Origin of the sequence: Burkholderia sp. Nafp2/4-1b (assembly GCF_003635165.1) — a bacterium.
In the GTDB taxonomy this organism is placed as follows: Bacteria; Pseudomonadota; Gammaproteobacteria; order Burkholderiales; family Burkholderiaceae; genus Burkholderia.
The window spans coordinates 1-17,755 of sequence record NZ_ML058601.1; the positions used below are offsets into that span (position 1 = coordinate 1).

Annotated in this window: 26 protein-coding genes; 4 read left to right on the forward strand and 22 right to left on the reverse strand. The window is 61.4% G+C overall.

Features of this window, described 5'->3' with window-relative positions; all coding sequences use genetic code 11:
• From C7H84_RS09445 to C7H84_RS09520, 16 genes are all read right to left on the reverse strand, one after another.
• On the reverse strand, nucleotides 1-505 hold a 505-nt coding region (locus tag C7H84_RS09445), incomplete at its 3' end, for a phage portal protein (protein ID WP_121858568.1).
• The gene (locus tag C7H84_RS09450) at nucleotides 502-708 is read right to left on the reverse strand and encodes a hypothetical protein (RefSeq protein ID WP_121858569.1); all 207 of its coding nucleotides are present in this window, start codon (nucleotides 706-708) and stop codon (nucleotides 502-504) included. The genes C7H84_RS09450 and C7H84_RS09445, both read right to left, overlap by 4 nt.
• A gap of 10 nt (nucleotides 709-718) precedes the next feature.
• Nucleotides 719-2,704: a terminase gpA endonuclease subunit gene (locus tag C7H84_RS09455; protein WP_205611411.1), complete on the reverse strand. Its 1,986-nt coding sequence runs from the start codon at nucleotides 2,702-2,704 to the stop codon at nucleotides 719-721.
• Nucleotides 2,667-3,236, reverse strand: coding sequence for a MarR family transcriptional regulator (locus C7H84_RS09460; protein WP_205611412.1), 570 nt, complete (start codon nucleotides 3,234-3,236; stop codon nucleotides 2,667-2,669). The genes C7H84_RS09455 and C7H84_RS09460 overlap by 38 nt, the downstream gene beginning before the upstream one ends.
• A 351-nt stretch (nucleotides 3,237-3,587) precedes the next feature.
• Nucleotides 3,588-4,115 (reverse strand): macro domain-containing protein, encoded by a 528-nt coding sequence (locus C7H84_RS09465; protein ID WP_121858571.1) that lies wholly within the window; start codon nucleotides 4,113-4,115, stop codon nucleotides 3,588-3,590.
• Nucleotides 4,116-4,176: 61 nt separating this feature from the next.
• Complete coding sequence (locus C7H84_RS09470) at nucleotides 4,177-4,509, reverse strand: Rha family transcriptional regulator (RefSeq protein WP_121858572.1); 333 nt, start codon at nucleotides 4,507-4,509, stop codon at nucleotides 4,177-4,179.
• A gap of 205 nt (nucleotides 4,510-4,714) precedes the next feature.
• Nucleotides 4,715-5,242 (reverse strand): hypothetical protein, encoded by a 528-nt coding sequence (locus tag C7H84_RS37100; protein ID WP_240462011.1) that lies wholly within the window; start codon nucleotides 5,240-5,242, stop codon nucleotides 4,715-4,717.
• A gap of 122 nt (nucleotides 5,243-5,364) precedes the next feature.
• Nucleotides 5,365-5,649, reverse strand: a complete 285-nt coding sequence (locus C7H84_RS09480) for a BrnA antitoxin family protein (protein ID WP_121858573.1) — start codon at nucleotides 5,647-5,649, stop codon at nucleotides 5,365-5,367.
• A complete protein-coding gene (locus C7H84_RS09485) occupies nucleotides 5,633-5,902 on the reverse strand; it encodes a BrnT family toxin (RefSeq protein ID WP_121858574.1) in 270 nt (89 codons plus the stop codon). The genes C7H84_RS09480 and C7H84_RS09485 overlap by 17 nt, the downstream gene beginning before the upstream one ends.
• 120 nt (nucleotides 5,903-6,022) lie before the next feature.
• A complete protein-coding gene (locus C7H84_RS09490) occupies nucleotides 6,023-6,499 on the reverse strand; it encodes a hypothetical protein (RefSeq protein ID WP_162999246.1) in 477 nt (158 codons plus the stop codon).
• A 22-nt stretch (nucleotides 6,500-6,521) separates the two neighbouring features.
• Nucleotides 6,522-6,818 carry a hypothetical protein gene (locus tag C7H84_RS09495; protein ID WP_121858576.1) on the reverse strand — a complete coding sequence of 99 codons (297 nt, stop codon included), beginning with the start codon at nucleotides 6,816-6,818 and terminating at the stop codon, nucleotides 6,522-6,524.
• A gap of 2 nt (nucleotides 6,819-6,820) precedes the next feature.
• A complete protein-coding gene (locus tag C7H84_RS37105; RefSeq protein WP_121858846.1) occupies nucleotides 6,821-7,252 on the reverse strand; it encodes a DUF1364 family protein in 432 nt (143 codons plus the stop codon).
• A 32-nt stretch (nucleotides 7,253-7,284) separates the two neighbouring features.
• Nucleotides 7,285-7,602: a winged helix-turn-helix domain-containing protein gene (locus C7H84_RS09505; protein ID WP_162999247.1), complete on the reverse strand. Its 318-nt coding sequence runs from the start codon at nucleotides 7,600-7,602 to the stop codon at nucleotides 7,285-7,287.
• 199 nt (nucleotides 7,603-7,801) lie between these two features.
• Entirely contained in the window at nucleotides 7,802-8,737 is a 936-nt protein-coding gene (locus C7H84_RS09510) for a ParB N-terminal domain-containing protein (protein ID WP_240462012.1), read from the reverse strand.
• Nucleotides 8,738-8,745: 8 nt separating this feature from the next.
• Nucleotides 8,746-10,116 (reverse strand): replicative DNA helicase, encoded by a 1,371-nt coding sequence (dnaB, locus tag C7H84_RS09515; protein ID WP_121858578.1) that lies wholly within the window; start codon nucleotides 10,114-10,116, stop codon nucleotides 8,746-8,748.
• Nucleotides 10,113-10,313 carry a hypothetical protein gene (locus tag C7H84_RS09520; RefSeq protein WP_121858579.1) on the reverse strand — a complete coding sequence of 67 codons (201 nt, stop codon included), beginning with the start codon at nucleotides 10,311-10,313 and terminating at the stop codon, nucleotides 10,113-10,115. Before C7H84_RS09520 ends, dnaB begins: the two co-directional genes overlap by 4 nt.
• Before the next feature lie 34 nt (nucleotides 10,314-10,347).
• Here C7H84_RS09520 and C7H84_RS09525 point away from each other — a divergent pair, with 34 nt between their 5' ends.
• The gene (locus C7H84_RS09525; protein WP_162999248.1) at nucleotides 10,348-10,566 is read left to right on the forward strand and encodes a hypothetical protein; all 219 of its coding nucleotides are present in this window, start codon (nucleotides 10,348-10,350) and stop codon (nucleotides 10,564-10,566) included.
• 32 nt (nucleotides 10,567-10,598) lie between these two features.
• Here the strand turns inward: C7H84_RS09525 and C7H84_RS09530 are convergent, their stop codons facing one another.
• The 6 genes from C7H84_RS09530 to C7H84_RS09555 form a co-directional block, all read right to left on the reverse strand.
• Entirely contained in the window at nucleotides 10,599-11,711 is a 1,113-nt protein-coding gene (locus C7H84_RS09530) for a replication protein (RefSeq protein ID WP_121858581.1), read from the reverse strand.
• Nucleotides 11,712-11,934: 223 nt separating this feature from the next.
• Complete coding sequence (locus tag C7H84_RS09535) at nucleotides 11,935-12,732, reverse strand: Rha family transcriptional regulator (RefSeq protein WP_121858582.1); 798 nt, start codon at nucleotides 12,730-12,732, stop codon at nucleotides 11,935-11,937.
• Nucleotides 12,732-13,178: a phage regulatory CII family protein gene (locus C7H84_RS09540; protein WP_121858583.1), complete on the reverse strand. Its 447-nt coding sequence runs from the start codon at nucleotides 13,176-13,178 to the stop codon at nucleotides 12,732-12,734. Before C7H84_RS09540 ends, C7H84_RS09535 begins: the two co-directional genes overlap by 1 nt.
• 421 nt (nucleotides 13,179-13,599) lie before the next feature.
• On the reverse strand, nucleotides 13,600-13,797 hold the full coding sequence (locus tag C7H84_RS09545; RefSeq protein WP_121858584.1) for a hypothetical protein: 198 nt from the start codon (nucleotides 13,795-13,797) through the stop codon (nucleotides 13,600-13,602).
• Nucleotides 13,798-13,813: 16 nt separating this feature from the next.
• Nucleotides 13,814-14,080: a hypothetical protein gene (locus C7H84_RS09550; protein WP_162999249.1), complete on the reverse strand. Its 267-nt coding sequence runs from the start codon at nucleotides 14,078-14,080 to the stop codon at nucleotides 13,814-13,816.
• 35 nt (nucleotides 14,081-14,115) lie between these two features.
• Nucleotides 14,116-14,337: a hypothetical protein gene (locus tag C7H84_RS09555; protein ID WP_121858586.1), complete on the reverse strand. Its 222-nt coding sequence runs from the start codon at nucleotides 14,335-14,337 to the stop codon at nucleotides 14,116-14,118.
• Nucleotides 14,338-14,408: 71 nt separating this feature from the next.
• On the opposite strand from C7H84_RS09555, the gene C7H84_RS09560 reads away from it, so the two are divergent.
• From C7H84_RS09560 to C7H84_RS09570, 3 genes are all read left to right on the forward strand, one after another.
• Entirely contained in the window at nucleotides 14,409-15,128 is a 720-nt protein-coding gene (locus C7H84_RS09560) for a S24 family peptidase (protein WP_121858587.1), read from the forward strand.
• A 956-nt stretch (nucleotides 15,129-16,084) separates the two neighbouring features.
• Entirely contained in the window at nucleotides 16,085-16,780 is a 696-nt protein-coding gene (locus C7H84_RS09565; RefSeq protein WP_162999250.1) for a KilA-N domain-containing protein, read from the forward strand.
• A 298-nt stretch (nucleotides 16,781-17,078) separates the two neighbouring features.
• Complete coding sequence (locus C7H84_RS09570) at nucleotides 17,079-17,654, forward strand: Bro-N domain-containing protein (protein WP_121858589.1); 576 nt, start codon at nucleotides 17,079-17,081, stop codon at nucleotides 17,652-17,654.
• Nucleotides 17,655-17,755: the final 101 nt, after the last annotated feature.

The window sequence follows — 17,755 nt, forward strand, 5'->3', positions numbered from 1 at the left end:
CGTTCTTGGTGACCGGCAGCAAGTCGCCCTCGAGCAGCTGGATCTGCAGCGGCACCGCGAGGCCCGCCTGCGGTGAGCGCAGCCGGCGCCGCACCAGCACCTCGCCGTCGCTGAAGAACGCGCGCGCGGCCAGCGTCTGCAGACCGTACAGGTCGTGCACGCCGTCCGCGTCCAGCTCGCTCGTGCTGTCGTCCCACAGTTGCTTCTGTTCACGACGCACCGTCGCGTCCGGATGCTGCGGGTGCGGCTGGACCCCGGTGCCGATCGTGTTCGACACCAATCTCGCGATCGCCGTCTTGGCCCATGCGTCGTTGCGGATCGCATCGCGCGCGCGGTGGCGCATCAGCGGCAGGTTCTGCACCACCGACGCGTTGGGCCCCGCGCTCGATGCGTGCCACGACTTCGCGCGCGCGCCGCGTGTGCCCGCCGATTCGTACGCGGCGGCTTTCAGGCGCGTGGGCACCACAAAGCCGCGCTGCGCGAGCACTGGATACGTGCGACTCATCGCATCCCCTTGCCGGCATGGCGCAGGCGGATCAGCCGCGAGCGGCCGGTCGCGCCGTCCAGTGCCCGAATGATCTCGGTTTGCGCGTCGCGCAGCTCCGCGATCGAGCGGTAACGCACCTTGCGATCCGCGTACTGCACCTCGAGCTCGCCTTTGGCGATCGCGGACTGGATCCGCTCGAGGTCCTGCTTGGTATAGGCCACGATGGCTCTCCTATCGTCGCGTCAGGTAGGTGGAACGTCCAACACGCCGGCCCTGAATGCGCGAAGCCCCGCTCGGGGGCGGGGCTTCGGTCGGTTGTGCAATAGCCGATGACTTCTCGTCGGGCGGATCCGGTGCGTCCGGTGGCTCCAGCGGCGCCAGTGGTTCAGGCGGCGCCATCGGCAGCGCCTCGAGCACCGGCACCATGTCGAACAGCGACACCTGCGACAGGCGCTGCTGCTCGAGCTGCCAGTGCCGCTCGGTCATCAGGTGCGTCTTGACGCTGCGCGCCGCGTGCAGCGCATACACTTCGCAGTCGAGCGCCTCGTTGCGCGCACTCGCCTTCTTCTTCCAGACCCGCTTCGTGCTCACACGCCCCGGCACCTTCACCTCGGCGGTCAGCTGCACCAGGTAATCGGAGCGCACCTCGCGATACCAGTGCAGTCGCCCCGGCCCATCGCCTTCCAGCTTCAGCCGGTTCTCCAGGATCAGGTCCTTGGCCTTGCTGACACCGACCATGTATGGCCTGAGGCCGTACTTCGCCGCCTTGCTGTTGTTGCGCGTCGAGTCGATCGACGGTTTCGGGACACTGAAGATCTCCGCGCCCGCGTCGGTACTGCCCTTGATCGCCATGATCGGCAGCCCTCGCTGCTGCGCGGCGCGCACATAGCGGTACACCGCATCCGAGGTCGAGCCGTCCGACGAGTCGATCGACGCCGCCCTCACCCGCAGCAATCCGCCGCTTTCGTGGCGGTAGGCGTGCGTGAGCAGCATCGTCAAGGCGCCCCACACGCCGTGCGCGAGCGGATCGGCGCCCTGGTCGAGCACGTTGCCGTGCAGCTCGTCCCAAGCGATGAGCCAGCTCTCCTCGCCCCGGCCCCACGCGCGCAACACGATCGCGATCCGGTTGTGCTGGATGTCCACCCCCAGGGTGAGCAGCAGCCCACCGGCCGGTATCGTGAACGCGGTGTACGGCAGCGCCCGCTCGGCCAGCACATCGAGTTCGGGCAGGTCCGTCTTGTATTTGTACGGCCGGCCCATCGAGTTATTCACGAACGCGCGCATCTTGGTGTCGTCGCCCGCGCGCAGCGCGCGCTCGGCGGTCAGCCACTTCTTGACGAGCTCGCTCATGCGCGAGCCCGGAAACGGCGACACCAGCTCGTTCAGCCTGAAACCGGCCACGCCGTGAAACGCGGCGGTGGCCATCCACCGGCCGCCGCGCACCGCACGCATGCGCATCGCGTCGTCCCAGAGGCTCCCGCAATGGGGGCAGGTATAACGCGCGGTCTCGGGTTGCGCCCGGCCGAACACCTCGTGCGGCACCTCGGCGTCTTCCGTCCACGTCACGTTCTCCCACGCGAGCTCGTGTTCTTCGCCACAATCCGGGCACGGCACCAGGTAAATCCGCTGGTCCGATGCCTGGAATGCTTGCTGGATCCGCGAGAACTCGTCGACCGTGGGCGTGCCGCCAAAAATCACCTTGCGGCGGCTGTCCGAATAGCTCTTGTTGCGCTCCTCGAGCAGCGTGATCGAATCGCCCTGGTCGCGCACGTTGGTGTTCGCGTCGTCCGGTTCCTCGACTGCGACAACCGGCGCCGGCGTCGACTTCACGTCGTCCGGCGCGTTCGACGTGATGAATTTCAGAAAGCCGCGCTGGAAGGTCTTGTGGTCCCACAGGTTGCGTTTGTCGCGACCGGCGTGCACCGGCACCTTGGCAGCCAGGCGCGGCGTGACCTCCACCATCGGCTCGAACTTCTCCAGGTTGAACTTCTTGGCCGACTTCTCTTTGGCGAACATCACGATCATCGGGCACGGATCCACGTCGATGCGCCGGCCGATGTAGTTCAGCAGCACCCCGTCGGTCCACGCGACCTGCGCGGACTTCATGCACACGACCTTCTGCACCCGCGGGTCGTCCAGCGCCGCGTGCATGCCCACCACCCACGGCGTGATGTTCGGGTTATAGCGCCCCGGGCTCGCCGAGGCCTTCGCACTCATCCTGCGGTAACGCCTGGCCCACTCCGTCGTGCCGATCCGCTCGGGCGGGCGCAGTTGTTGTGCAATCCGGCGAATGACCGCCTGCACCGTCTGCGTCGTATCGAGATAGCTGCTCAAGACATCCATAAACATGCTCGTTCAACCACTGAACGTCGACCTCGACGCCGTACAGCGTGCGCAACTCCTGCACCAGTTTATCGGGCAGGGCCAGCAGTTCCGCCTGAAATGCGCCGACCATCTGGCCGTACGCCTGTTCGAGTTGCGCCGCGTTCACGAGCTGACCGTTTTTCTCAGCCAGCGTCAGCAGCTTGATCTCGCGATCGACCACTTCCGTCTTGGCGCGCTCGGCGGTCAGGTCCAGTCCATCCGCACTGGTGTGGCTCGCCGCTACCTCGCGCAAGTGCCGGATGTAGGCCACCCGCACGTCGTCCATCGATGCGGATCGGTAATCGAGCGCGAGGCGCGCGACCAGGCGCGAGACGGTCGACTGATCAAGGTCCAGGTGCGCGGCGATCTGCTGTTGTGTTGGCATTTATGTTTATGCCCCCCCTGGGTGTTTGATCAGTAGAGAGAAAGCGCGGGTGGGCGGCACCGCTATGGGAAGCGGCTACAGGGTCCCTGGCGTTCCGTCCCCACTTCACCGTACCCGCCAGCCCCCCCTGAGTCCAAGCGAAGCCGCCGATGCCCTCCACTTCCTGGAGGCCATCTTTGTCAACGTGACCCATATCCGAACGCGTTCGTCCGATCGTCACCACCAGCGGACCGCATGAATCACGATCGACACGGCCGCGGCAATCGCCAGCGTCCAAACAATCCGGCGCACGCCTGCGGCGCGCTCAAGTGCATCAATCATCTTGACGACCTCCTGGCTTACGGTAAAAGGTCATCTCGTCGTGGCCGACACCGACTTTGCGAACTCGCGGTAGGCCCGCGCCATCTGCGCTGCAGCCTGTACCGGGTGCATGCGGCCGACGCCCGTGCACATGCCGGGTGACAGCACATGCTCGAACTGGCGCGCACACGCTTCGGTCAGCGCCGCACGAAACGCGAGATACGCGTGGTCCGACGCCGGCACCGGTTGCGGATAGCGCATCGTCGGCGCGAGGATCAGCCAGGGGATGAACGTGTCGTCGGTCGCGACCGTGGTCGCCGAACCAACCGGAATCGCGCAGCCGTCGTGATTCGCAGCCGCCTCGATCGCGCGTCGTTCGATCGCCACGCCAAAGCGATTGCGGTAAAGCAAGTCGATTCCGCCGTCCATCCAGCCGAAGCTGTTCGCGGGACTGACGATCGCGTCGCCGGACAGGTTCAGAATGTCGTCATACACGACCGTGACATCGGTCTCGTTCGCGAACGCGTCCACGAACGCGGGATACAGCGCAGCGTCGACCGCGCAGAGCGTCACTGTCATAGATCATTACCTCGCATGTCTGGACGTCCGTACACACAAAAGGATCGGCGAGTTGCCGGAATCAGGCGCCAAGCAATCTGCGGCACGCATCGACGAATGGCTCTTTGCGCGCCGCTGCGGCCTTGCCGGTGAATCCCATCACGAGAAACGCGAAGCCCTCGGGCGTCATCAGGTAGTACTTCAACGGCCTTCCGTTCGCTGCCTCGCAGATTGCGAAATGCTTCGCGAAGTTGCGCTGGAAGAACTGACGGGAACATTTGAGGTGCCGTATCGACCGCAATACATCCGCATGCCGTCGGCTGAAGTGCTGCGCCACGGCTCGCGAGTCGATCTTGACTTGATCACCGTCGACCACCGTGAAGTCCGTCAGGTCCGATATCGAATTCATCGTCATCCATGCGCTCCGTGAGCTCACCCAATGAGGTGCGCCTCGGCAGTGCCGGGGAGCAGTCGGCTTCTTCGGTCCGTCGACCTATCCGAGGCGCAAAACAAAAAACCCGCTCGAGGCGGGTTTCGGTGTGGGAAATGAAAACGCCACGCTACCGAGGGTCGGCAAACGTGGCGCCAGAAATGAAAAAAGCCCGCGGGACGCTCATCCGTTAAGGACGGGCTCCGCACGCCGATGAACCAACCCACCACACCACCGACAACACAACAAACATAATCGGGCTGGCGACGGCCCCGAACCGCAGCCAGTCCAGCGCGCGCGCAATCCTTGCATTCGAATGACGTGCCCGAACGATTCGGACTTGCAAATTTTCGAGCTCAACCTCTCTCAGAGCAGTCAACGTATACCTCGGCTGATACAAGTGCATCGGTTCGTTGTAGATCGCCGGCAACTTGCGCCTCATCATGCATCGCACGACCAGGCAAATGCTGAGTAAGAAAAACCACCCGGCAAAACCGGCCGCGCCCGCCGAAAACCAATCCAGACGACCATCCTGAATGGATCTCGCGGCAAGCGCCAGACTGCCCGCCATGATGAGCACGAACACCGAAAGCGTCTGGACAGACTCCTTCGCTAATTGAGCCGCCGATTGGTGATGGCCCTTGAGGTTTTCAATCGCGGCGCTTTCAACCCATTCCAACAGTTCAGTCCGAGCCTCGACGCCACTTGATTCCTTCACGAGACCTCCAAACGCAAAAACCCCGCTCGGCAGAACCGGCGAGGTTTCGTTTGGGCGCACCTCGCGCCCGACCTCGTCAATATACCAAAGCGCGAATGGCTGTGCAATACCCTCTGCGGAAATTATGCAGTTTGATGCTCACGCAACCAATCGCGTAGCGCGTCGTTCATGCGCGTCTGCCAGCCGTCGCCGGTCGCCTTGAACGCGTCCACGATATCGACGTCATAACGCACCGTCAGTTGAACCTTGCACGCCTCAAGTGGCGGTCGACCTCGCTTGCCTCTGCGAGTCATCTTCGCGAAGTCTTCCGCCGGTACCTCATACGTGTCCGGGTCCGCCGCGATGCCGCGATTGATTGCCGCATCTTCCTCGTCTGTCGGCATGACGACCTTACGCTTGTTCGACATAGCTCCTGACCTCCCGCTTGTTCGCCTTGCGCATGCTGATGATGTGCATCGTGTTACCTCGCTGCGTAAACACCACGCAATAGAGGCGATCCTCGATCACGCCGAACCCGACTTCGCGCACCTCGCCGTAATCGTGTCGGGAATCGACGTACGACAACACGTCTGACCAATCCAGAAGCTCCGCTGCCTGCAACGAAACGCCGTGCTTGGCCATGTTCGCTTCGTTCTTGCCCAAGTCGAAAGTAATGTACATAGAATTATCGTAGCTACAATTATTGGAAACGGCAAGGATTTTTTGTAACTACGCCATCAGCCCAGACGTTACTCCACGCACCAATAGCCGGATTCCTGGCTTTTTCGACACGCCCTCCGCTCACGCAGCTTGCGCCCCCATCTCGATCAGCCCCCGCCGTTTCAACATAGGCAACAGCGATCGCTTCGCGCGCTGGTACAGCGCATGCGCATCCGCCTGATCGAATCCCCGCGGGCAACTCCAGACCATTGCATCGCACGCCCGGTTCATTGCGCCGACGCGCCGGGCCTTCATGTGTCGCTGAATCGCCGCGCGCTCCTGCCACTGCAGTCCGTCGACACACATATCGACCTGTTCAGCGCGACGCCGTGCTGCTTTCCGATCAGCTTCCTCTGCCCGCTCGTCGGCGCTCAGATCGCGGCTGCGCTCCTCAAACCCACGACACGATGGATCAATGCGGCCGTGTCCGAGTCCCGGGGTATAGTCCGCTTGCCACGCGTACCATTGCTTGAGTAGCTCTTCAATCTGATTGCTTTCGTCTCTGGTCAGTTCGCACATATTGTTCACGTCGGTCCCCGAAATAAATTTCCCCTTCAAGCTGAAATCTCAGCTAACCCACTCACGAGCGATCCCTCACATCCCACTCCAGGTCGCCGCTGGCGATGAACGCAGCCAGTGTCTTTGAATTCCAGTTCACCGGCACTTCAACCGGATACGTTCCGTCCGGGTTCCATGCGTGCGGAGCAGCCTGGTCGCGGTACTGGTCCGGAACGATGACGTCCGCATAAATCCACGCCGTCGCCGGCTTCGCTGCCGTACCGCGACGGACCGGTCCGCGCAATCGTATCGCCCGGCACTCGAATGTTAGGTAGCTCTCCCGATAGAAGCGCCAGTGACGCACCGCGGCAAGAGACATCTTTACGACAAGCCGCACATTTCCTCCTCCAGTCCCATCTTGCGGGCACGTACAGGTGCCCATCGTTCATACGCCGCATCAAACGTCGCGACCTTCGCCTCCCGCGGCGCCGGCCCGAAGTCGAGCCAGTGATGACAAGGCCCGCAGCCCGGTACCGTGTGCCGATGCGTCGCCTTCAGGCCCATTCCCTTTCCATGCTTCGACTGGTTCGAATGGCAGTCGACCACCGATTCGTGCGCCCAGTCGACCGAGCAACACACGCCTGGTACACGTAGGTAGCACTCCTCACCACGACAGGCGTGCAAATACTTCGAGCCCTCTACCGCTGTCGCCCTCTTGATCCGGCATTTGATCGCTGTCCGACGCTTGAGCGTCGAGCGCGATGCAAGACTGCTGAATGGTGAGCTTTTACGGGAAAAGCCTGTCGAGCGCAGCGGCGTCCTGCGCCGCAATCCCGTGGACCGCTTCAAACCCCCTCCCTCCTGACATCGACCATCGCCCGCATGGCCGGGATCAGCGCATTGAATCCCGCCGAAATGGCTTGTTCTCGCCGCAGCTTCGGCGCAATCAACTCGTACGACGGTGGAAACGCTTTGCCCGTCAGTCGCAGGGTTTTCCCCTTCTTCAGGCGACGGCCGTGTTTGAGATACCCGGCTTCGATGAGCTGCTGCACGCTCCGTTCGGTCTCCTGCACCGTCATGCGCAGCGTTTTAGCCACCTCGCTCGACACCCGTCCCGGATTCGCCTGCAGGCATTCACAGATGCGTCGTTGCGTGAGATTCATTTTTCGACCCAATACCAACATTGCTCTACTTCCCTCCTCTTGTACGAATCCGATTCGTATGAATCTGGTTCAACCTCTTACCGTCCCATGCCGACTGCGCGAAGGGGACGAATCCGATTCGTACCCTTGCGTCGTTCGATTGGTCGCATCGATCCGGTTAGTCCTACTGATGGTTGTATCGATGCAAAAATCCATGTCTTCACGGATGAGCCCCGTTCAGGTCGAGTTGATGAATCGCGCTGGCGATCTGCTTGAGCAGTTTGAGCTCGTCGTCGGTGAAGTCGTCTTGCGCCCGGATCGCCGTCAGCGTCAGGTCCGCATAGGTGCACAGCATCGAGACGTGATTCTCCTGCGCCTGCCGAAGTGCTTCGCGCATCACCTCGATCTTCGGAGCGGTCCTGGATGCGCCGATAGGCTTGGCGGCCGGCTTCGCGATCTTCTTCGCCGCGGCTGGCAAGCTGATCTCGCCGTGCGCGACCTGTTTGGCCAAATCCGGCGCCACCTTGGCCACCTTATCCGCCATCTTCTGCGTTCGGACGGATGCGCCCGATTGCGTCGCGCGATCCTCGACCGTGCGCAAAGGTGCAACGTTGCACTTTTGCTCCTTTTTCGTGTGCTGGTTGCTGCCGTTGCCCCCGAGCGTCTGCGCCTTCGCCCAGTCCTGCGCACTCGCCACAATCGCTGCCTGTTGCCCCGCCGACAGATGACGACGATGCAGGTTCGCTGACAGCACGAACGCGATGAGGTTGCCGCCATCGTACGCGACGGTCTTCGGTGCAATGCCGAGCTCGACACACGCGCGATAGCGGTTACCGCCGTCGAGGATCATGCCCTCGTGCACGACGATCGGTTCGCGCAGGCCGTTCACGCGGATGTCCTCTTTCAAGGACTCGAACTCGGCCCCCGTCAGTCGGGGGAACAGCGTGCAGAGCGGATGAAGCTCCAGATTCAAATCGGTTTCCTCTATGTCAAGTGGATCGGTCAGCTGCTTGACAACCGCCCGATAGGCCGGCGTCAGCACGGGCGTTGCCCCGATTCCGTCGCTGATGTCGTCGAACCCGGCATCGACCGAGGGACGATTGCCCGTCAGCTCCAAGATCTTGCGCTCGGCCGTCGGCATCGACGCGTTGATCACGCGAAATCTCAATTGAACTCCCGCGAGCGCGACTTCCGGCTCTCCGTCATGCTCGGCCACGCACCGGCGTGATTCTCAAAGCGCGTGTGCTCGCCGCAGTACCTGAGCGCGACGTCCACCGGTTTGCCGTTGCGGAACTTCGCGATACGGACCTGGGCGAACCCTCGCCACTGCTCGCCGGCATCCGGGTTCGCCGCTTCCTCGCGGTGGATGAACAGCACCGCGTCGGCATCCTGCTCGATCGAGCCCGAGTCGCGCAGATCCGAGAGCTGCGGAATACGGCTTGCCCGCTGCTCGACCTGCCGGTTCAACTGCGCCAGCGCGATGATCGCGATATCCAGCTCCTTGGCCAGCGCCTTGAGCCCGCGCGAGATCGCCTCGATCTCCGCATTCCGGTTCACGCCGTCGCCCACCATCAGTTGCAGGTAGTCGACGATCAGCACGTCCAGTCCCGCCTTGCGCTTGATGAGACGGGCTTTCGCGCGCACATCCAGCAGTCGCAGCGCGGCCTGGTCGTCGATGTACAGGTTCAGGTCCTTGATCTTCACCGCGGCGGCCGTCACGCGGTTCCAGAAATCCGTATCCGCCTCGGGCGCCTGCATCACCTTGTCCAGCGCAATACGTCCGAGCGAGGCGAGATTGCGGTCGTGGAGCTCGCTCTCAGGCATTTCCATCGACAGGAACAACACGCTGTGGTCGACGGCCGCGTGCGACGCAATGTTCAGCGCGAGCGAGGTCTTGCCCATGCCAGGGCGAGCCGCCAGGATCACCGACCAGCCCGGACGCAGACCGCCATTGAGCGCGCGGTCGAGGTTGTCCAGCCCCGTGGAGATCACCCGTTCCTTGCCGCTCGAGCGGCCCTCCAGCTTCGGGATGTGGTCCGCCAGCCCCTGGGCAGCCAGCTTGGGCTCGCGCTTGACCGACGCCATCCCGAGCGCGTCCAGCTTCGCGGCGGCCCGGTCGATTAGCTCGGCGGCGCTGTCTGCCGATGCGCCGACCGAGTCGCGGATTTCGTTGGCCGCTGCCAGCAGCCCGCGTTTCTGTGCTCGGTCCCGCACCGCACCCGCGTACAGGGCGATATTCGCCGAGCTCGGCGTGTGCTGCGCCAGCGCGTTCAGGTACCGCATACCGCCGAACTCGTCGACCTTGCCTCGAGCCTGCAGCCGCTCGTACACCGTCACCACGTCGGCTCCCGCCCCTGAGACGATCATCTCGACGATCAACGCGAACAGCGCTCGGTGGTCACCGCGGTAAAAATGCTCGGCACGCAGATCGCCGATGCGGTCGATCGCATCGTTGTCGATCAGCAGCGCGCCGATCACCGATTGTTCGGCCTCGATGCTGCACGGCACGCCACGGGGCGACTTGTTCGCGCTCATGCGGGCACCTCGGCAATTACCCCGGCCGTGCCGAGACGGTTTTTCAGCACACGATTGCGGTACATCACGATCGGCGCCGTCAACGATGCGTGGTACGCATCCTCGCGCAATTGGCCCTGAAACGGCTTGCCCAGGTCTCGTTCGCCCTCGGGCTTAAAATCGCTATCCTGCAAAACCAACACGGTCAACATTCGCATGTCAAATCTCCTTGATTCAGTCTGGGTGGTCGTCGTGAGCCACTACCAAAGCCCGTCGATCTACGCCCTGTCGGTCGAACGCGGTCGGGATACGGTCAAGGCCAATCGCGCCATGCTGGCCGATGCCGGAGCCGTCGGCGATCACCTCGTGGTCGGCATGTTCGACTCCGAAAGCGAGGCGCGGTCCCTGGCGAACCAGCTCGCCGAACTCCGCGATCAGACCGCCGCAGCGATCGAGAACGCGCGCCGATGAGCCGTTGAATCGCCCGTCATGTCGCTGGGCCCTCATTGCCCCGTCCTGCGCGTGTGCTGGCCGCCCTTGACCTTGGTGAAGCCCTCCCGGCTGATCAGCCAATCGAAGCCCGCCTTGGGCGGGATATCGACGTTGGCGGCCACCCACGGGAAGTACCGCCGCCAGAAGTCCGGGTCGTGCGGACGCAGCGAAGCAAAATCGCGAATCGCAGCCGCACGCGACTCCACGAAGACCGATTCGTCGATGGTGCCGACTTGCTCCCCAAGCGCCTCGTTGTAGGCGCGGATCATGGCCAGTTCGGCATCGCTGTACTCGGTCTGCACTTCGTCCATCCAGCCACCGGCTCTGAGCCACGTCGCTGCGTACGGGATGAACTGCGGGTTGCGCCACTGAGCCGAAGTCTTGGCACGCTCCAGACCTGCCATCAGGTCGTCAAAGAGCTGCTCGTCCGGGTTCAGCTTGGCAAACGCCTTCTCTGCGGTCGCCTTCGATTTTTTCTTCGGATACGCCGTCCAGAAAATCTCAAAGCGCGCGCCAAGCGTGCGCAAAAGATTTTCTTTTGGAGTTGTCTTTTGGTTATGTCTTTTGGGTATGTCTTTTGTGGTTGTGAATTCCACAACCCTTGAGTTGTGACTTTCACAACCCTTCGTTGTCAATTCCACAACCCCAAGGTTGTGATTTTCACAACCCTTCGAGAGGGTTTGCACCGCCCCGAAGTTATGATTTTCACAACCCTCGGCCATGGGTTCCGTCACGTCGTCGCGCGGCTTTTCCGAGCCCCACGATGGCAACGTGACCCGCACCTCGCTCGCCCACTGCGAATAGACCTTGTTGAGCGACAGCATGCGGGCGTGCCGGCCATCGTCAGCCAGCAATACGTGCATCTCGATCAGCTGCGAGACCGCCCGTGACGCCTGGGCCTTCTCCAGGCCCGTGCGCGCCACAATCTGGCTCAGCGACAGCTGATCGGCGCGTTTGTTGAACCCGTAGGTCATCCGCCACACCGTCAGGATCACCTTGTACTGGTTCTGGGTAAAGGGGGCGAGCGTGATCGCCTCCAGCAGTTCGTTAGCGATCCGCGTGTACCCCTGCTCGCACTGCGGCGAGCGGCTTTCCGGCATGTGAATGACTTCCGCAAGCGCCATATCAGTTCGCCACCGTCTCGACGGTAAAGTTGATCACGTTCATGCCTGCCTCAATGGCCACACGGCACGGAGCCATCCAGGGCTTCACGCGCGCCGCACGAGACGCAGACCCGGGGAAACCTCGGGTGAGATTCAACATCGCGAACAATGCGCTCCGCTTGCTCGAGCGCTGGACTCAACTGCGGCCCCTGGCTGCCGAGCGCGCGCTGATTCTGTTCAATGTTCATTCGACTGCCCCGACAAGGCACGCCGAGACAACAGAGTGGAGCTCAGCGAAGCGTGCAACATACCAATGCGGCTGCGTCTCGCGCGGGTTACCGGGGTGGGTAATGTTCTTACCGTAACGCTGCCCTTCCTCCGTCACTACCCAGAACGACTTCATGCCGTCCACGGCGCGCGACGAGCTGCTCTTGCGCTTACGCTCGACCAGAAAACCAGCCTCGGCCAGCAGGCCGTTGTATACATGCGGACGCATGGCGATTCCGTGATCGCGCAGCAGATCCGTGAGCGGCTTGGTCGGCATCGAGCTGTCGCCAACGACGTCTGCTGCGGCATCGACCGCGTATGCGGGCAGGAAAGCCGCACTGACACCGTTACTTTCGGCGATGCGGGTCAGCATCGCGATCCGGCATGATGGCGACGGGCTCAGCAAACGCGTGTAGCTTTCGACAATTGCCAGTTCTGCCGCGATCTTCGCCGACGTGACCGTCGGTTGAACAATACGTTGCTCGAGCACTCGCCAACGGTCGACCAGGCGCGCGGTGAACTCAGGCGAGAGCTGCGCGACTACGACAATGCTGTCGCGCTTACCGAGCTCGCCGGCGAACACATATTGCTGCGTGATGTAGGTGCGATGGTTGCCGCCGGTTTCTTGCACGCCCTCAATTTGAGGGCATGCGATAACGCCTTGATTTGCTAGCGATTCGATCGTGCGTTTTACATTATCGTGGCGCTTCTCAACCAGCGCCGCAATCTCGCGACTCGACATGGTCAACATCACTTCCTGCAGCATTGCACTCATCACTTGCCCTCCTCCATCCCTTCGATTCGACTCACCAGACCCAGCAGCACCTGGAAATGCTTCCACGTCCGGTCCTTCACCCGCAGTACCTCGTGCCGCTCGACGCTTCCATCCTCGAACGTGCGCACGATCTCGCGACCAATCTCGCCGTTCGTCTCCCAGCTCTTGGCCATCAGCTCGACGATCTCGCCGTCCGAGCAGTTCTCCGGCGCCGGGATCTTGACCAGCACGTAACCGCGCTCGCGCGCCCAAGCCGCGAGAATCCGGTCGTCGTTCGACACCTCCGTCAGGCGCCCCGCTTCGACGAGCGTCAGCTTGTGTGTCTCGTTGTTCGGGTTCACCTTGTTGCGAAGCATTGCCCCCGACAGCCCCACCCGAGGCGCGAGCGATTCGCTGCCACCCGGGTAATCGTGAACCACCGCGTATGCGGCATCCGTGATGTTCATCTGATTTTCACCTGAACGTTGTGCACTGCAATAAGGACTACTAAAGTCCTGTCCTGCAACGCGGAAACGAATTTCATAACTGTTACGACAGGAGGCGAACCACCCCTATGCAAGCACCGAACACACTCAATTCACCGACCGTCGCATCGCGAGGCCCATGTGTATTTTTTGCAATCGCGGAAATCGAAGTGCGGGTACAAAACTCGGCGCAAGTCGCCGTCTACCGAATACACGCGCTAGTTGCAGCGTCGCTTGGCGCGCTCTCTGCGGACGTGGCGGACATGGTTGATGCGATCTGCGACGTAGGGGCTCGCTCTCGTCGCGACCGGATGACTGGCGCTCGCCGCTTTGCGTTTCTGCACGGCACGCGTCGACCACGGGTAGCCGAGCCGAGCGCACCTGCATTTGCGGTTGTGATGTTTCATGCGACCGCGCTCGTTCGGTCGAGCAACCGGATCACGTGTGCGACCTGGTCGGGTGTGGCGAACATGCGCAGCACATTCTCGCCGTCGGTCATGACGATCGACGTCACCCCGTCCGGGCAATGATGGATTTGCAGACTCGTGAGGCGCACGCGGCCGATCTCGAGCCCATTCTTGGTTTCGATGACAGTATTCAACCGAACATTCATCGCTTCAGCCTCCGCGACGGACCTGCGTTCGCTTCTCGGCAGCTTCCTTGAGAGCGACCCAGTCGACGTACTTCACGAAACCGTGCATCGGCAGGTTGCGCAGCGGTTGATTGACGAAAATCCGGCTCGATAGCGTTTCTTTAGCGCCGAGCGTGCCGGGTTCGATGTGGAAGATCTTCGGGTTCTCGGCGGCGATCTGCGCGATCACTGCGTCTAGGTTGCCGTTGTGCACGGCGCGTTGAAGCATCTTTTGGTGGTGGGGAAGGTGCATGGGGAATTCCGGGTGCGGTTATAAATGGCGTCCGATCAGTCGAGCGGCTCGCGGCGCTTGGGCGGCGGACGCCGACAAACGCGGCGATGAAGGTTCACCAGCTTGCGCCCAGTCTCGTAACGAAAGCCCATCGGATAATCGGGCCGGGCGTGCAGGACTTGTGCGACGCGGCCCTGGGTCACCCCGATCACGTCAGCGATGGATCGCTGCGTCCAACGGGCGTCGAGGAGGTCGCGAATTAGTATCTGCCAGTTCATACCCGGAAATTATCAATCTTGCCAAGCATTGTCAACATCACCTTGGCCGGTTTATCTAATATCATGGCTGCATGGATACTTTAGCCTCCCGCCTCAAGCAAGCCCGACTGGCCGCCAAACTCTCCCAGGGGCAGCTGGCCCGCCTCGTCGGCGTCAGTCAAGGCCTGATCGGTCAGATCGAATCCCATAAAAATCAGGGCTCCAGACACATCACGGCGCTCGCTCGTGCCGTGAACGTCTCGCCCGACTGGCTCGAAACCGGCAAAGGCCCGCGGCAGCGCGACACCGCCGCTGGCGACTACCCGCCAGCGCCAGGCGCGCTCACGCTCGTCGAGACCGCCCCGGGCGAGAACGAATCCGAAGACGAGTACGCGTGGCTACCCCGCCTGGTCGTGGAGCTCTCCCCTCGAGACAAGAAGGTCGTCTGGTACATCGACAAAAAAGGCCCAAAACAGGCCTTCAATCGCGACTGGTGCCAGAGCCTCGGCGTCAATCCCATCAATGCCGCCACACTCATCCACCGCGGCCCCAGCATGGAGCCGCGACTGAACGATCGGGACACGCTGCTTGTCGATCACCGAAACACGGAAATCGTCGACGGCAAGGTCTATGTGCTGTCCTACCAGAACGAATTGTTCGTGAAGCGCATCTTCAAGAAGATCGGCGGCGGCATCGTCGTGCGCTCCGACAGCCAGGACAAGATGCGCTATCCGGACGCCGTCGTCTTCCCCGACGACATGGAGCACATCGAGATCATCGCCCGTGTCGTCGGCGTTTGCGGTGCGGTCTAACGGCCCTCAACCCCACCTTCCGCCCTCCCCGGCAGCCCACCCAGCCCCGCACCGCGGGGCTTTTTTTGCGCCCTCGTATCCGATAGGCTCGGTTCCCGTTGACATTTCTACATCCATTTGCCTAATATATACCATCGCGACATTAGCTGTCGCCCCCGCCACGTGCGGTACGTTCCTTAACAACTTGTCGCACCGAACCCGCTCGCCGCCTTGTCTGCGCAGTGGCGCCGGTCGTTTGTCTTCAGTCGGCACAACCGAGAACCGGGGTGGCCCCGAGCCGACTTTCGCGCATGCGACGCCCAGCTTTGAGTGGCGAAGTAACTTGGAGCATCCCCACGCGTCCCGGAGCCGGCTTGGCCTGGTGTTGCCGGGCGTGTGGGTTCATTGATCAATACGCCTTTACGAGAAGGCATTGATCAATGAAAGAATACGGACATTGAAATGACTCATTTCAGATTGGCTCACGATTTCTTTTAAATAACGCACCCTCTATTTGTCTGATGATTAGCACTCCATTTCAAATTAAATCGGGGTCTCGATTTAATCCCGCCCTCAAATTAGGGTTTCCACCTACCACAATTGTCGCATCATGGAACCGGTTTTAATGTGAAATAGAGGAACATTACGGTTAACCATCATATTGGTTTCTGAAGCATGTTTATCTCAACACTACAGTCATTTTAGTAGTGAATTGCACCGCCCTCCGATTCGGTCCCCAACTCGCGAGCATCCTTGCGTATCAAGGCCTCGAGGCGATTGAGAGTGGGGAGATTTACGCCCTTTTCACCAACCTTTCATTTCTGACGCGATTGTAAATATCGGGAATAACTAAAGCAGCATGACGTATTCACACCGATCGAATTATGTGAGTCAATTGAAAGTGTTGTAAGCCGATGCAGCACATTAAGGCGTCGATTTACGACCTTTGGCTTAACCCTGTTTTCGGAAGAATGAGCATGAAGACGAAACGTGCCGGAAAGAGAGGCAGGTTCGGCGTGGCGACCTACCCGCGCCCTCGCACCCACGGCGTTATTCGCCGTTCCGTGGCATCAAAGGTGGGCCTTGATGCCGGAATGCATGGTCCGGGCCGGGCACGTGACATCGATCCCCACGACGAGCCCGTGACCGCATTCAGCATCGGCATGTACGCCATCCGCGAATTCGATGGCCTGTATTGCCTGAACGACCTGCATCGGGCCGCGGGTGGCAAGGCCAAGCATCAGCCCGCCGACTTCCTGTGTCGCAAGAGGATCTTGAACCTGATCCGCGAGCTCAAAGCCTCCGGCAAGCCGCAGCCGGCTTTTGTCAGAACAATCAACACCGGCGCCCACCTTGGCAGCTATGCCTGCCGGGAAATCACGATTGCATACGCCGCATGGATCGGCGACGCGTTCCACATGGCGGTCGACCAAGTAATGTGGGCCGCAGCATTGCGCGACAAGCCTGCGAGTCGTCAGGCCGATGCTGGTACAGCCACGCCGTTGCGCCGGCCCTCAGATGCAGTCGTCGTCTCGCCATCGGATCCGCAGCAGGTCGCCCGGTTTATCCAGTACAGCGTCCCGCCGTCGCTCCTGCCCGATGTCGTTCGGATCAGTGTCGACCGCATGGAGCAAGACGCGCAGGCTGATCTCTGGGTGAAGCGCGCGGCATAGTCCGCGGTCCAGTGCCCCTCGTCGCGATTGCCTCCGCACGATTGCAAACTTTCGGGGATTGCCCGATAATTTGCGAACGGAGGGTAAGAGCTCCATACGCAGCGGCATCCACGCCCGTCAGTACGTGGTTTTTTTGCGCCCGGATTCCAGTCAATGGCCGGGAGGGCGACGGATACAAGACCCGCAAGGGAAAGAAGTCCACCCGTCTGCGTACGGGCTCTTAACCTCCTGGCCACCTCGCGGCGCGGATAAGAGCGCTTCCGTGAGGTGATTGAAACGCCTCACGCAGGAGCGTTCTATGACTCAGTCCGTACCATCGACTCCGGACCGCAATTCTCTCAAGTTCCACGAAATCGAGTTCGACGTCGTTTCTTACGACCGACAGCAGTGGCTAAGGGGTATCCAGATCGGATATGCCTTGGGATACCAGAATCCCGCTCAGAATATTCAGAAACTCTACGAAAGAAATTCGACCGAGTTCTCAACCAGCATGACAGCAGTTGTGACTGTCGATACAGCTGGAGGTCCACAGCAAACTCGCATCTTCTCGCTTCGCGGCGCTCATCTGCTGGCCATGTTCGCGCGAACTCCACCCGCTGCCGAGTTCCGGCGTTGGGTACTGGACATTCTCGATCGCGAAGTCACCAACAGACCGCCAACCAGCCCCGCTGAGGTACTCGCCCGTCTTCAGTCTGGCCGCTGGCTGCTGACATTCCAGGGCCACAACATCCTCCTGAACCCCGTCCCGGACAACGCGCTCGTCGTTGCGCCTGGTGACTTGGCCAACCTCATCGAAACGCGAGAATTTTTCCCGCTCGGCCGCCTGCCCAAGATCATCACGGCTGCCGCATCTCGCCTGCATCGGTCCGATTAACGTCGTCGAGCTCGAGGCGCGAAGCGTTTCGCAGACGCATGCGATAATTTTAGTTCGCATCACTAAACACAGTCGATCAATGGGCGACAGACGCTTCGTCT